Raw genomic sequence first — 13,461 nt, forward strand, 5'->3', positions numbered from 1 at the left:
TCAATGAATCATCCTCCTAATTTTATTGGACGAAAGTTCCAGTGCGATCACGATGACAACGATCGTCAAGATGACCATTCCTGCCATATCGTAGCGAAATTTCTTATAATAGAGGTCAAATAGAAAACCGATCCCCGTTCCGGTCAATATGCCGACCAATGTTGCATCACGGATGTTGTTTTCGATCATGAACAATATCCAACTGATCAGCTGACCAAAGACCATCGGTAAGACGCCTTGAAAAATGATCGCAAAGTAAGAAGCACCAGTCGCCGTCATCGCTTCTGTGATACTTCCTGCCACTTCATCGATCGTTTCCATAAACGAGCGTGTCAAGTAACCGTACGTTGTAAAGGTGATGGCTAAATAACCAGTAAATTCATTTTGTTTGAAACTCAACAGTAGGACCATTGCCCAAACCACGATCGGGATATTTCTAAAAAAACTAGCAAAGACCCGTGCCACTGTTTTTGTTCCCTTATTCAGGCCAGTTGTCTCTGAACCAATGATTGCCGTGATCAATGAAAATACTGTGGCAGTCATCGTTGCTGTGATCGACAACAAAACCGTCTCAAGTAATTTAGATAAGATCAATGGCAAGGATTGGATCGAATTTTCCGTTGGGATAAAATTGGTGAACAACCAGACAAAACTCTGGGGAATCGCCGCAATAGCTGCACCAAATTGAAAGCCAACAAATTGTGAAAAGGCAACGTACACGACAACAAAGCTAAAGAGTGTCACAAATAAAAACTGCTTCTTTTTACGAAAGAGATCTTGATTCAGTTTTTTATCCATCCAAGCCCTCCCTATACTAACAATTCATCAGACTGATAAATCTGATTGATTTGATTTGTTGTCAGTTCATCTGGGTTCCCAGAGAACACGACATTGCCACTGTTTACGCCAATGATCCGATCGGAATAATCGATCGCAACCTCTACTTGGTGAAGATTCACTAGACAAGCGATATCTAATTCTTTCGTCACTTGCCGTAAGTAATCCATAACGACTTTCGAAGATTTGGGGTCTAAAGATGCAATCGGTTCGTCACATAAGATCAACGCAGGACGTTGCATCAACGCTCGAGCAATCCCGACACGTTGTTTTTGTCCACCACTCAATTCATCACAACGTGTGTAAGCAAACTCTGATAATCCGACTTTTTCTAACAAATCGAAGGCTTCCTGTTTTTCCTCTTCATTGTAGACACCAATCGAGCCTTTCACGGCAGACTTGTATCCAAGTCTACCGTGAAGGACATTCTCAACAGCTGTGAGGCGACTGACTAAATTATAATGCTGGAAAATCATACCGATTCTTCTTCTTTTTAAGCGCAAAGACTTCTTCTTTAGACGTTGCATGTCCTCATCTTCAAAGAAGACAGCCCCTTCATTGGCAGAAATCAACTGATTGATACAACGTAGAATCGTGGATTTTCCTGCCCCAGATGGTCCGATGATCGAAACAAATTCTCCTTTTTCTAGTTGAAAGGAAATGTCCTTTAACGCTTGTTTCCCGTTACTATAGGTTTTTGAAATCGAGTCTACTTGTAATAGCATGGCTCGTCCTTTCTACTTCGAGCGAAGTGGGTCATAGAAACTATCAGTGACTTCTACAAATTGTTCATCGGCTTCTTTCTGATATAGACCCACAGATTCTGAGTCTTTTGGTGAAAAGATCGCTTCATTATTCGTCACTTCTTCACTCATCATGGCTTGAGTGATTTTATCGACTGTTTCTTCATCCAGATTATCTTTGTTGACAACAAATGGTCCATTTAACACTGGGATCGAATGGATCACACGGACTTTTTCGCCTCTGACTGTATCAAATGGTGCCTCTGCATCAGCTTTTACTTGGTAAACGACACCAGCTTTGTTTTCTTCCCCCTCCACGACATCAAAATATTGAGCCATGTTCATAAATGCTGCTGCATCCGCATCTCCCTTAAGCAAGTTGACGGCAGAGCCTTGATGGGAACCTCCGAAAAGTACTTTGTTGAAGAAATCGCCATCGATGATCAATTCATCCGAACTACCAAGTCCAAACTGATCAACGATTGCTTGACTTGGTACTCTAAACCCAGAAGTCGAAGAATTAGAGACAAAGGAAAACGCTTTGCCTTCGATCGGTTCCAACGTATAGGCATCACCCTCTTGATACTCCGCTGTATCTTCTTCATTGACGACAATAAAACTGTAATAGACGGCATCTTCCAGAGTGCCACTTGCACCCGAATTTGTTAAAATCGCTTGAACATTTTCGTTTTTTCTATTTGCTTCAATATAGCCATCGGGCCCCATATATGCCAAATCTACTTGTCCGTTGGCAATGGATTCGATCACGATATTATAGTCCGTACTTATGACGATTTCGACGTCTCTACCTGTTGCTTCTGATACGATCGATTGGATTTCATTTCTTGATTGTTCAAATTCACTTGCTGATTCATTGGGATAAAAAGCAATCTTGATTGGCTCAGAAGAATGTTGACTTTCGCCATCCGCTTGAGCATTAGAATTACACCCAGCTAATAAAAATAAACCGGTCATGAAAAACATCGCACTAATAAGTTTCAATCGTCTTTTATTCCAAAACATGTGTGGTAAGCTCCCTTGTTTTTTATTTGGTACATCTTCCATTTTATGGACTCAATGTAAATTTCTAATGGACTTCGCGATAGGAGTAGATGAAGATTGTAAATCATTTGTAAAACAAGGGTTCTTTTCTTTGATCAACCAACACCTTGGTACATCTGCGTCTTTTTTTGAAATAAATGAAAACCATAAAAAATCCTCTTAACAAATTCATCCAATGTTTACAAAAAAACGCAAAAAATAAAGGATGACTCGGTTGATTTGTTTCATCATCGAGTCACCCTTTTCTATTTTTATCTTTCATATTCGTGGTTTTAGGTAGTTGGTCTAGTTGATTTTGTTTAATTTGATTCTAACAATAAACGGATAGATGAGACGGTAATACTTCGATCGTTACTGGAAGTTTTGTTCCTTCATCTCCATCGATATTTGTTGCCAGTTCTTCTTCGTCCACTAAAGAAATCACTAGTTTTTCTGCGATCTGATACGCAAGATTCTCCGTTGTCGCATCGACCCCTTTGATCAAATCAGGCACTGCTTTTAAGGTATCAAAAAATGAGCGGTCTTTTAAATATACAAAATGAAGCTTGCCATCATTGATTTCTGCCTCTGGTAAGAGCGTCTCAAAACCACCGACTGAGTTTGTCAAACCAATCAGCAGTGTGCTACTTTCGATTTCTTCCTCTACGCCATCAGCTTCCACACGGAACGTATAGGATTGGGTATTCGTCAGTTGTTTGAAGCCAGAAATAAAATAAGCCATCTTTCCTAGTTTGGTTTTCTTTTCAGGATCAACGTCATTGATCGCTTCTGGAATCGTTCCAATGGCAACGACGTTCATAAAGTATTGATCATTGATTTTCCCGATATCTAACGGTTTCGTGTGGTCGATCGAGAATTGTTGGATGGCTTCTTCTGGATCAATCGGCATATTCAATGCTCGGGCTAGATCATTGACCGTTCCTAAAGGAAAGAAGCCAAAATTTGGTCGTTCCTCTTGCTCTGCGAGACCGCTGATTGCCTCATTGACTGTTCCATCACCGCCCATCGCAAAGACACTATCGACTTTTTCCAACGCCCCTTCACGAGCAAAATTTGTTGCATCGCCACTTTTTTCAGTGTGCAAGACTTGGACTTCCTCAAAAATGGTACGCAATTTATTTTCTGCCATTTCTTCATATTCTTTTGCTTTTTCTCCTCCAGAACTAGGGTTAACGATCAACAACGCTTTTTTCATCCGATTTCTTCCTTTCTTGTTTGTTCTTTCTCTTACAATAACATAAAACAAGAAAATTCTAAGGAATGATGCTATTGGGAAAAGCAACAAAAAAGCGGTAAATCCTGAATCAACAGAATTTACCACTTCACTTTTCAGATCATTTATGCGACAAAAAATACTGCCGCTTCAAAACGTGCCACTTGACTCATTAAACCTAAACTATTCAGAAGCACCGGTTATTCGGCTTTAGTACATTCTAGACCTTCTTCCGCACTCTCATGTAACGATACTTGAAATAAAAAATAGCCACTCACTTAAATTGATTATTTGCACCTATTCATTGTTACCTGAGATCATGAAGCCCGACCAGCCATAAAACCAAATAACCGGTACTTCCGAAATACTTTGTTTATTGCGATTGCCAATCGGCTGGATAAGTGACATAGATAAAGCGTGCTTCACCAGTTACTGAGAACTGGATACTCGTACTTTTCGGGATCAAGATCAATTCGCCATCTTTTGCAGAGACTTTGCGTCCATCGATCAATACATCTAACTGACCAGAAATCACATAATCGATTTCATCATATTCTAACGTCCAATCAAAAGTCGTATCGGTCATTTCCATAATGCCACAACCTAGACGTGGGCTTTCTTGTAATGAAAAAAGATCTTTTGTATACACACGGTCAGCAGGGTTACCTGTATCAAGGCGATCTTCCTCAGAAACAGTCATTTCTGCTAGTCTAATGGAAGCAACACCACTAGGATCGACCTGTTTTGCCGGCATCAATTTTTCCATCACTAATTGTCGTACTAAGTTTTCGATCATTTGACGATCTAATTCTGCCATTTTCGCCACGCTCCTATTCTACGATCGTTTGCTCTTTCGTTGTTGTTTGCTCACTTACGGTTACTTCTTTTTCTTTTCCTAATAAACGATTGGCCATGAATACTGCGACAAAGATTGCAGTGATCCCACCAACGATTTTTCCAACCATCATCGGGAAAATCATTTCTTTCGCCACGCCCGCAGTAAAGCCTAAATGATCACCTAAAATAAATGAAGCAGAAACTGCAAATGCTACATTGATGATTTTTCCACGACGGTCCATATCTTTTAACATTTGGAACATTGGGATATTGTTTGCTAAAGTAGCCACCATGCCGGCAGCTGCAATTTCATTCATACCTAAAACTTTTCCTAATTTCATCAATGGTTTGTTGAACACTCGTGTGATGACAGCTACTAAACAGAATGCGCCAGCTAATGTCAACGCAATGTCACCCACTACTTCGATACCTTCTGTCACCGGAGCAATTCCTGGAATCAATGTGATGTCAACTAATTGTTGGATTGCACCAATGACCAAGCCAGCAATTGCGACGATTACTACACCTTTACCAAAGACATTGAATCCTTTATCACGATCGGCAATAAGTTTGGTAAGATCATACTCATTGGCATACCAGCGACTAAGCCACCTGCTAACAAACCTAATGGAATCGTAATGATCCCGCTCAGCACACCTGTTGCTAAGTATTGTTGATCTTCTTTTTCAATGATCCCTAAGGCAACGGGAATCGTGAAAACTAATGTTGGGCCCATCATTGCACCTAGAATCGCACCGGCAAACAAGCCAGCTTGTGGATCATGTGCCATTTGTTGTGCTAAGGCGAAGCCACCCATATCGTTTGCTAACAAAGTCGTCGCAAACATCGAAGGATCCGCACCTAAGAATTCATACACAGGTACAACGATTGGGCTAAGAACTGTTGCAAGAACAGGTGCTAATGTGATGATCCCGACCATTGACAAAGCTAATGAACCCATCGCCATCAAGCCTTCTTCAAATTGTTCCCCTAAACCTAATTTGTTCCCGATACATTTATCGATCCCGCCGATAACCATAAAAAGAACCATGATATACATAATGATTTCATTGATACTCATCGTAAATCTCCTTTATTCTTCAATTGAATCAATCACACCGACAATCATTGCATCAATGGGTGTATCTGGATCACCAGCTGAAATTCTGGCTGCTTGTCCTTTGCTGATCAATACCTTGTCACCAACTCCGGCACCGGCATTGTCTGCTGCGACAATAAATCCAATTTTTGTTTCTTTCTCGTCTAGTACATCGACCATCAGTAGTTTCCAACCATTTAGTTTTTCATCTTTTCTGGTCGACCATAGACTTCCAGTCACTTCACCTAATAGCATCTGTGATCCCTCCTCATTTGAATAAACGATTTCTTAGCGCATACTCCTCTGCTAAGGGTGTCAACCGTTCCTGATTCATTAAATCTATTCCATTTGTTTGTTGTAGTCGCTGGATCAATTGCTTCTCTGTGATATACTTTCGCTTTGGCAACTCATTTGCTAACACCTTTTTTCGGCAAGCCGCTAAAAATGAGTCATAGCTTGCATTTTCTTCTTCGAAAAAATACATCCCATAACGTTGGCATTGCACTGTTGATTCAGTGATTTTCTTTTTCAGATGGTACTTCATTTTGTTTGGACTGTTCACTGACTCTGTTTGCAGAACCAAGACAGGCTTTCCTGCGAACAAAAAAGAAAGGATACTCACCGTTTTACGATCAGTCGGTAGCAACTGAGCAATCGCGGCCAATTGAGGAAAACTGACATGTTGGACGACTAAGCCATCGCTTTTCGTTGGATCTTGCGTTTCTATCCAATCGACCATCGATCGTTCAGCGAATAACGTTGTAGGATAACTTGCTTTTTCGTCCATCCATGCTAACTGATAGTCAGCTGCGGGCAATCGGTTCATCAGCATTTCGGTGACTTGCTGAATGACTTTTTCAATCTCCGTTACCTTCACGAAATCCCCTCCCTATTTACAAATGTAACCACGATCTCCTTTGTTCAAGCCACACGCATTTGCTTCATCGTAATCAATGTGCATATACGTCGCAAAATCTGGACTGACACGGACAACCACATCATCAAAGATCAGCGGACGACTTGCTTCCACACGTACTTTCACCGTTTGACCATTCACTACTTGGTTTTTGTTTGCATCTTCTGGCGTCATATGGACATGGCGCTTTGCCACGATCAACCCTTTATCTAATTGAACAGCTGATTCACCGTTCATCAAGACCACACTTGGTGTTCCTTCGATTTTGCCGCTTTCTCTGACAGGCACGCGACTGCCTAAAATACGTGTATCCGTCATCGAAACTTCGACTTGTGACTCCGCACGTTCTGGGCCTAAAATAACCACATTTTGGAATAAGCCTTTGGGACCTGCGACAGTGATCCGCTCTTTGCAGACATACTGACCTGGTTGGGACAATTCTTTTACTTTGGTCAATTGGTATCCTGGACCAAATAATGCGTCGATATCTTTGCGACTCAAATGCACGTGTCTTCCTGAAGCTTCTACTTCGAAAGAATGTTGTTGTGACTGGATACGTTGTACCACTTCATTGATAATTTCATTTAAATGATCCAATCGGTTCATCTCCTACTCATTTTTCGGCAGTTGAATCATACGTTGCAATTCTTCTGCCCATAACATAAAAATAGCTAAATCTGTCGGAAATTCTTCTAACAATTGACTGATTTTCTCTATTTGATACTCGATCTCATTGATTGAATAGCGCAAGGTTCTTTTTTACAAGGAGGAACGATACATCATTCCTGAAAGTCGTTTTGGATGAGTTGAGAGCTTTTCCCCATCCAATCGACTAAAGCTTACTAACCAATCTTGCTGATACTCTAAATACAACCAACCTTCGGCATAAATATCGTTTTCTTCCAATAAATGAAAGAAGAGTAGATTTTTCAGTTTTTTTATTTCTAAACAGATTTTTCGTCGCACACTGGGCATCAACGATTCTTGTTCAAACATAGGTTGCTTAGGTTTCTCCATTGGAGAAGAAACGAGGTTTTCTCGCATAAGCGGAATATGATGCTCACGTAAATAGCTAGAAGCTGCGGGAGTCAAAAGACAATCCTTTGGCACAACGAAAGTGATTCCTGTTTGTATTTCTTTTTTCCGAAACATGTGCCGTAACTGGTCTTCTGTAATCACACTCATAGGACGCTCTCCTTTCTCCAATGGATTATTTCCAAGCATTGATCTCGTCTTGGAAACAAGCCTATAACAATAATATCCACTTTACTTCCACAACATAGATAAACGGCATTCCAGAAGCAACTCCTTCAAAAATAAGGGCGAAAAGCCAAAAATATGAGAAAATATTTTCGGCTTTTCGCCCTTATTTCTCGGAGCTGAACCCTTCTGTCACAACCTCTTGTTTCATTTTAGATGTCTATAACGATGATTATTCAGCCACTTTTGGTAAAATCGCATCTACTTCAGTGTGAGGACGTGGGATCACGTGTACAGATAATAATTCGCCAACACGTTCAGCTGCTGCTGCACCTGCATCTGTTGCTGCTTTTACAGCCCCAACATCACCACGAACCATGATTGTTACTAAGCCGCCACCTACTTGTTCTTTGCCGATCAATGTTACGTTTGCTGCTTTTACCATTGCATCTGCTGCTTCAACAGCACCTACTAATCCACGAGTTTCGATCATTCCTAAAGCGTTTGTACTTGACATTATAATTTCCTCCTATTGTGTGTGTTTTCAATTAATATATATTACATATTATTGTAATCGAGCTAATACTTGGGCAACGAGTGTATCGATCAACTCATCTTTGTTGCCCCCTTGGTTGTTTGTTTCTTGGACTGGCATTTGAGCGCCAGCGCCAAATTCTTGACGGATGTCCGCTAGATCAGTGACACCGTAAGCGACACGACGAACATTGAATAGGTTTTCTACTCCGATATTGTCAGATGTAGAACTTCCACCAACGGCGCCACACCCTAGTGTCAACGCTGGAACTAAGCCAGTTGAAGCCCCGATTCCGCCTAATGAACCTGCGGTGTTGATCAACAGACGAGAAACTGGTTTTCTTAAGCCAAATTCACGAACGACTTCTTTGTTTTCAGTATGGATACACATTGTGTGTCCTGCACCTTCACCTTTTAAGATTTCTACCGATAGATCACAAGCTTCTTGCCAGTTTTCTACCGTGTAAAAAGCAATGATCGGTGCTAATTTTTCTCTTGAGAATGGATACTTGATGCCAACGTTGCTTTCTTCTGCCACGATCAGACGACGATCAAATGGAATATTCAACCCAACTAATGAAGCGATATGACGAACCGAACGTCCAACGATTTGTGGGTTCATCGTGCCGTTAGGTCGTAAGATAAAGCGAGACAATTTATCTGCTTCGTCTGGACTCAAGAAGTAAGCACCTTGTTTGATCAATTCAGCTTTGACTGCTTCACGATTGACTTTTTCCACGATGATCGACTGTTCTGATGCACAGATCGTTCCATTATCAAATGTTTTAGAATCCATGATCCGTTTCACCGCCATTGGGATCAATGCGCTACGTTCAATATATGCTGGACCATTGCCTGGGCCTACGCCGATCGCCGGTGTTCCTGAAGAATACGCAGCTTTGACCATCGCATTGCCACCAGTGGCTAAGATCAAGTTTGTATCTTTGTGGGTCATCAATTCTTTTGTTGCTTGCATCGTTGGTGTCGTGATCACTGAAACACTCTCTTTTGGTCCACCCGCAGATTCGATCGCTGAACGAATGATCTCCACTGTCGCTTGGATCGATTGTAATGCGTTGGGATGTGGGGAGAAGACGATACTATTCGCAGCTTTCAATGCGATCAATGCTTTGTAGATCACTGTTGAAGTTGGGTTTGTCGATGGGATCAACCCAGCAACTACGCCAACAGGTACGGCAATCTCCGTTACCTTTTTCTGTGGGTCTTCATTGATGACACCCACTGTTTTCGTATGTTTGAATTCTTCATAAACGATTTTTGAAGCAAAAGCATTTTTGATGATTTTGTCTTCATAGATGCCGAAGCCAGTTTCTTCATTCGCCATTTTCGCTAGACGTTCACGTTGTGCAAATGTAGCGTCTGAAACGGCTTTGACGATTTGATCAATCTGCGTTTGCGAAAATGTTTCTAATACTTTTTGCGCCTTTTTTGCAGCTTCGATCAAATCACGGGTTTCTTGGATCGAGCGTAAATCTTTATCCACGATGGGTCACTCCTTTAATTTCTGCCATGATCGCCTCTACTAATGATTGTTTGCTTGCAGATTTGATTTCTGATGGTTTTAAATGTTTCACATTCAATTTGTAAGCTTCTTTTCGTAGCTCTGCGACACGTTTTGCTTGTAACTCCGCACGACGATCGTTTGTTTCACTGATCTGGGTGGCTTCAACCTTCGTTTCGACTTTCGTCGGCTCGGCTGGTTCTTCTAAACGATCAGGTGTTACTTCAGTGACACGTTCTTCTGTTTTCGGTTGTTGAAAAAGGATGTGCGTCTGTTCATCCACCCGTGAAATCACATGATGTGAGATCAGACAGTTCAACGCCTTCGCTACGACGACCCCTGCATCGACTGCTGCATTCACAGCAGCAACATCACCACTTAGTTGGACAGTGGTTAGTCCACCTTTGATGATCTCCGCATTCAACAAGGTCACATCTGCGGATTTCAACGCAGCATCGCTGACACTGACAGCGCCTAAAAATCCGCGAACTTCGATCATTCCAATCGCATTCATTCGTGACACTCCCTTAGTAGCTCAACGGATTTTCTGCAATCCGTTGAACGACCTGTTCAAAAGCTGTACAAGCTGCTTTACATGCTGATTGACTACCCGTTAAAAGCGCCCCACCAAAGTTTGTTTCAGATGGTGGTCCAAAGAAACTGCAGATTTCAACATCCGCCGCTTTCAATGCTGCATCTAGTGCAACCATCGCTTCTAAAGGTGGCGCAATCAAGTAAGCAATTGCTTCGCCTTCACGAATGTTCGCTTCTTTTGATAAGTATCTTCCAGAACGAGAAACCACATGGGCAAAGTACACGATGCTGTCATCGTCATTTGCACTGATAAAGCTTGCTTCTTGTTCAATGACTTGTGTCACGACAGATAGTCCACTGGTGATCTCAGCCGGACTTGGTCCAGCAATGATCCCAATCACTTCACCCGCAAGTTTCGTAGAGGCATTCGCCGCTCCTGCATACATACTTTTTGCATAAACAACTTCTACTTCCGCTGCCTTTGTTGCTTCATCTAAAGCCACATAAGTCACATCATCACAATCTGATGTCACGATACCTAATGAGCGCATCCCTGGTGTCAACCCAAATTGCTCCGCTAATGCAGCATCTACATTAGGAATGACTTGAACACTTAAGACGTTTGCGCCTAAACGATCATTTTTCATTGATGTTTCTCCTCCTATTCGGCTTCTTTCAACTCAATACCAGATTTTTTCTTATCTAACATTTTCTTGATCAATTCCGCAATATATGCACCGGCCTCGACCGCTGGTGTCCCACCTTTATGGATGTTTGAGATCACTGTACGACGAGCTTCTGGCATTCCGACAGTTGGACGGTAAGCAACATACGCACTCATCGATTCTGCTGTTACAAGCCCAGGACGTTCACCAACTAATAAACAAACGACCTCTGCATCGGTGATTTCGCCGATTTGATCCATTGATGGTACACGACAATATTTTACGAATACGACTTGATCAAAATCTAAGCCATACATTTTCAAGCCTTGTTTGATTGCTGGTAGTACTTCTTTGATATTTGCTCCGATAGCCGCAGAACTTAATCCGTCCCCAACAACGATCTGTACTTTGGCTTTTGCGGTCGTTTGTTGTTTGATTTTTGTGCTATTTTCTTCGTCAAATTGACGACCAAAATCTGGACGAGTCAAGTATTCGTCTTTTGTTTTACAAATCGTTTGTGTTGAAATGAAGCCCATTTCCTCAACCAATTGCGGATCAACATCAGAGAATACGGCATCTTGTGCTGCTGCATGGTCCGCACGGAAACGTAAGGTAGAATCAGTCATATAGCGAGTGCCTGTACGTCCCACTCCGATACGAGCAGGTGTAAATGCCTTCATACGCAAGTATCCTGTTTCGTCTTTTGCATCTTTGACCAAAAGCTGTTTCCGCAGATCTAACTCTGTGATGTCATCGATCATCCCTTCTTCTACTACTGGCATGGTTGTTGTCATCGTATTTGTTGTTGCGGCTGGTGCTTTCGGTTGTTCTATTGTTTTTTCACCGGCTACCATTTCACTTAGCATGGAAGTGATCATTTCTTTCAATTGTTGTTCGTTCATTTTTTTCTTGCACCCCACTTATTTGATAAATACTGAAGCATCGCCGGCTAGGCTTGTTAATTTCCCATTTTCCATCAAGCCCATTTTCTCCATCCAACCTTCAAATTCTTTAATTGGACGTAAACCGAACAATTCACGGACTGTTGCTGTTTCATGGAAACCTGTCGTTTGGTAGTTCAACATCACATCATCCCCATGAGGAATCCCCATAATATACGTACACCCGGCTGATGTTAGTAACACAGCTAAGTTTTCCATATCATTTTGATCTGCTTTCATGTGGTTTGTATAACATACGTCACAACCCATTGATAAACCTGTTAGTTTACCCATGAAGTGATCTTCTAAGCCTGCACGAATGACTTGTTTTGAATCATACAAGTATTCTGGTCCAATAAAGCCGACAACAGTATTCACAAGGAATGGATCAAATTTCTTCGCTAATCCATAGCAACGTGCTTCCATCGTTACTTGGTCTGCACCAAAATGAGCTTCAGATGATAACTCAGAACCTTGACCAGTTTCAAAATACATCACGTTCGGTCCAGCTGCTTGGCCATTGCTCAATGCTAATGCTTGCGCTTCAGCTAACATATCCGCATTCAAACCAAACGCAGTGTTTCCTTTTTCTGATCCAGCAATGGATTGGAAAACTAAACCAGTCGGTGCGCCTTGACGCATGGCTTCCATCTGGGTCGTCACGTGAGCCAAGACACAGGTTTGTGTTGGAATCTCCCATTCGCTACGAAATTCTTCAAATTTATCTAAACAACGTTTCACGCTTTCTGTCGAATCATCCACTGGATTCAATCCGATCAGTGCATCGCCGGCCCCGTACGATAATCCTTCCATTACAGAAGCCATGATTCCGTCTACGTCATCTGTTGGATGATTTGGTTGTAGACGATTGGAGAAAGTACCTGCGCGACCGATTGTTGTGTTGGCTGTTTTTTCAATGTGGATTTTTTTTGCGCCTACGATCAAGTCCATATTTGACATCAATTTGCAGACTGCCGCAATCATTTCCGCAGTCAATCCACGAGAGAGATATTTGATTTCAAAATCTCCTGTTTTGTCTGAAAGTATATATTCTCTTAATTCGGCAACTGTCCAATGTTTGATCATGCCGAAAATACGCATGTTGACTTGGTCGATGATGATACGTGTGACTTCATCTTCCTCATAATCAACCACTGGATTGTTGAATAAATCGTTTAAAGTCAGATGAGATAGCACGACTTTGGCTGCCACTCGTTCTTCCGCAGAAGTTGCTGCCACACCCGCTAATTTATCTCCTGATTTTTCTTCATTTGCTTTAGCCAATACTTCTTTGACTGAAGAAAATTGATAGGTTTTGCCAAATAATTTTGTTTTTAAAATCATTTTTCTTGTCGCTC

General features: G+C 41.7%; 16 protein-coding genes and 1 pseudogene. All 17 read right to left on the minus strand.

The features are described 5' to 3' along the window. Window positions 1-798, minus strand: a complete 798-nt coding sequence (locus IGJ95_RS11010) for an ABC transporter permease subunit (RefSeq protein WP_023520152.1) — start codon at window positions 796-798, stop codon at window positions 1-3. Between the two features lie 11 nt (window positions 799-809). Continuing rightward, on the minus strand, window positions 810-1,562 hold the full coding sequence (gene phnC / locus IGJ95_RS11015) for a phosphonate ABC transporter ATP-binding protein (protein ID WP_019722481.1): 753 nt from the start codon (window positions 1,560-1,562) through the stop codon (window positions 810-812). 12 nt (window positions 1,563-1,574) lie between these two features. After that, window positions 1,575-2,645 carry a phosphate/phosphite/phosphonate ABC transporter substrate-binding protein gene (locus IGJ95_RS11020; protein WP_371740601.1) on the minus strand — a complete coding sequence of 357 codons (1,071 nt, stop codon included), beginning with the start codon at window positions 2,643-2,645 and terminating at the stop codon, window positions 1,575-1,577. Window positions 2,646-2,952: 307 nt separating this feature from the next. After that, window positions 2,953-3,837, minus strand: a complete 885-nt coding sequence (locus IGJ95_RS11025; protein ID WP_153830170.1) for a diacylglycerol/lipid kinase family protein — start codon at window positions 3,835-3,837, stop codon at window positions 2,953-2,955. Between the two features lie 391 nt (window positions 3,838-4,228). Further along, window positions 4,229-4,672 carry a cupin domain-containing protein gene (locus IGJ95_RS11030; RefSeq protein ID WP_153830169.1) on the minus strand — a complete coding sequence of 148 codons (444 nt, stop codon included), beginning with the start codon at window positions 4,670-4,672 and terminating at the stop codon, window positions 4,229-4,231. Between the two features lie 13 nt (window positions 4,673-4,685). Then, window positions 4,686-5,773: pseudogene (locus IGJ95_RS11035) on the minus strand (ethanolamine utilization protein EutH). A 12-nt stretch (window positions 5,774-5,785) separates the two neighbouring features. After that, window positions 5,786-6,046: a EutN/CcmL family microcompartment protein gene (locus IGJ95_RS11040; protein WP_010734681.1), complete on the minus strand. Its 261-nt coding sequence runs from the start codon at window positions 6,044-6,046 to the stop codon at window positions 5,786-5,788. A gap of 13 nt (window positions 6,047-6,059) precedes the next feature. After that, on the minus strand, window positions 6,060-6,668 hold the full coding sequence (locus IGJ95_RS11045) for a hypothetical protein (RefSeq protein WP_153830167.1): 609 nt from the start codon (window positions 6,666-6,668) through the stop codon (window positions 6,060-6,062). Between the two features lie 12 nt (window positions 6,669-6,680). Then, window positions 6,681-7,313, minus strand: coding sequence for an ethanolamine utilization phosphate acetyltransferase EutD (gene eutD, locus IGJ95_RS11050; protein WP_034691491.1), 633 nt, complete (start codon window positions 7,311-7,313; stop codon window positions 6,681-6,683). A gap of 3 nt (window positions 7,314-7,316) precedes the next feature. Continuing rightward, a complete protein-coding gene (locus tag IGJ95_RS11055; RefSeq protein WP_153830166.1) occupies window positions 7,317-7,457 on the minus strand; it encodes a hypothetical protein in 141 nt (46 codons plus the stop codon). A 9-nt stretch (window positions 7,458-7,466) separates the two neighbouring features. After that, window positions 7,467-7,892 (minus strand): hypothetical protein, encoded by a 426-nt coding sequence (locus IGJ95_RS11060; protein WP_153830165.1) that lies wholly within the window; start codon window positions 7,890-7,892, stop codon window positions 7,467-7,469. Between the two features lie 247 nt (window positions 7,893-8,139). Next, on the minus strand, window positions 8,140-8,424 hold the full coding sequence (locus IGJ95_RS11065) for a BMC domain-containing protein (RefSeq protein ID WP_010734677.1): 285 nt from the start codon (window positions 8,422-8,424) through the stop codon (window positions 8,140-8,142). Between the two features lie 48 nt (window positions 8,425-8,472). After that, entirely contained in the window at window positions 8,473-9,948 is a 1,476-nt protein-coding gene (locus IGJ95_RS11070) for an acetaldehyde dehydrogenase (acetylating) (RefSeq protein WP_096081676.1), read from the minus strand. Next, window positions 9,938-10,477, minus strand: coding sequence for a BMC domain-containing protein (locus IGJ95_RS11075; protein ID WP_010734673.1), 540 nt, complete (start codon window positions 10,475-10,477; stop codon window positions 9,938-9,940). Before IGJ95_RS11075 ends, IGJ95_RS11070 begins: the two co-directional genes overlap by 11 nt. A 13-nt stretch (window positions 10,478-10,490) precedes the next feature. Then, entirely contained in the window at window positions 10,491-11,144 is a 654-nt protein-coding gene (gene eutL / locus IGJ95_RS11080; protein ID WP_010734672.1) for an ethanolamine utilization microcompartment protein EutL, read from the minus strand. 14 nt (window positions 11,145-11,158) lie between these two features. After that, a complete protein-coding gene (eutC, locus tag IGJ95_RS11085) occupies window positions 11,159-12,064 on the minus strand; it encodes an ethanolamine ammonia-lyase subunit EutC (RefSeq protein WP_010734671.1) in 906 nt (301 codons plus the stop codon). A gap of 18 nt (window positions 12,065-12,082) precedes the next feature. Further along, entirely contained in the window at window positions 12,083-13,447 is a 1,365-nt protein-coding gene (locus IGJ95_RS11090; protein WP_096081677.1) for an ethanolamine ammonia-lyase subunit EutB, read from the minus strand. Window positions 13,448-13,461 lie beyond the last annotated feature (14 nt).

The sequence above is a fragment of the Enterococcus sp. AZ156 genome, from assembly GCF_051714165.1.
In the GTDB taxonomy this organism is placed as follows: domain Bacteria; phylum Bacillota; class Bacilli; order Lactobacillales; family Enterococcaceae; genus Enterococcus_B; species Enterococcus_B pernyi.

What these genes read in the sequence shown, in the direction of transcription:
- IGJ95_RS11010 (WP_023520152.1), bottom strand. Translation starts at nt 798, where the DNA reads ATGGATAAAAAACTGAATCAAGATCTCTTTCGTAAAAAGAAGCAGTTT.
- phnC (WP_019722481.1), bottom strand. Translation starts at nt 1,562, where the DNA reads ATGCTATTACAAGTAGACTCGATTTCAAAAACCTATAGTAACGGGAAA.
- IGJ95_RS11020 (WP_371740601.1), bottom strand. Translation starts at nt 2,645, where the DNA reads ATGGAAGATGTACCAAATAAAAAACAAGGGAGCTTACCACACATGTTT.
- IGJ95_RS11025 (WP_153830170.1), bottom strand. Translation starts at nt 3,837, where the DNA reads ATGAAAAAAGCGTTGTTGATCGTTAACCCTAGTTCTGGAGGAGAAAAA.
- IGJ95_RS11030 (WP_153830169.1), bottom strand. Translation starts at nt 4,672, where the DNA reads ATGGCAGAATTAGATCGTCAAATGATCGAAAACTTAGTACGACAATTA.
- IGJ95_RS11040 (WP_010734681.1), bottom strand. Translation starts at nt 6,046, where the DNA reads ATGCTATTAGGTGAAGTGACTGGAAGTCTATGGTCGACCAGAAAAGAT.
- eutD (WP_034691491.1), bottom strand. Translation starts at nt 7,313, where the DNA reads ATGAACCGATTGGATCATTTAAATGAAATTATCAATGAAGTGGTACAA.
- IGJ95_RS11060 (WP_153830165.1), bottom strand. Translation starts at nt 7,892, where the DNA reads ATGAGTGTGATTACAGAAGACCAGTTACGGCACATGTTTCGGAAAAAA.
- IGJ95_RS11065 (WP_010734677.1), bottom strand. Translation starts at nt 8,424, where the DNA reads ATGTCAAGTACAAACGCTTTAGGAATGATCGAAACTCGTGGATTAGTA.
- IGJ95_RS11075 (WP_010734673.1), bottom strand. Translation starts at nt 10,477, where the DNA reads ATGAATGCGATTGGAATGATCGAAGTTCGCGGATTTTTAGGCGCTGTC.
- eutL (WP_010734672.1), bottom strand. Translation starts at nt 11,144, where the DNA reads ATGAAAAATGATCGTTTAGGCGCAAACGTCTTAAGTGTTCAAGTCATT.
- eutC (WP_010734671.1), bottom strand. Translation starts at nt 12,064, where the DNA reads ATGAACGAACAACAATTGAAAGAAATGATCACTTCCATGCTAAGTGAA.
- IGJ95_RS11090 (WP_096081677.1), bottom strand. Translation starts at nt 13,447, where the DNA reads ATGATTTTAAAAACAAAATTATTTGGCAAAACCTATCAATTTTCTTCA.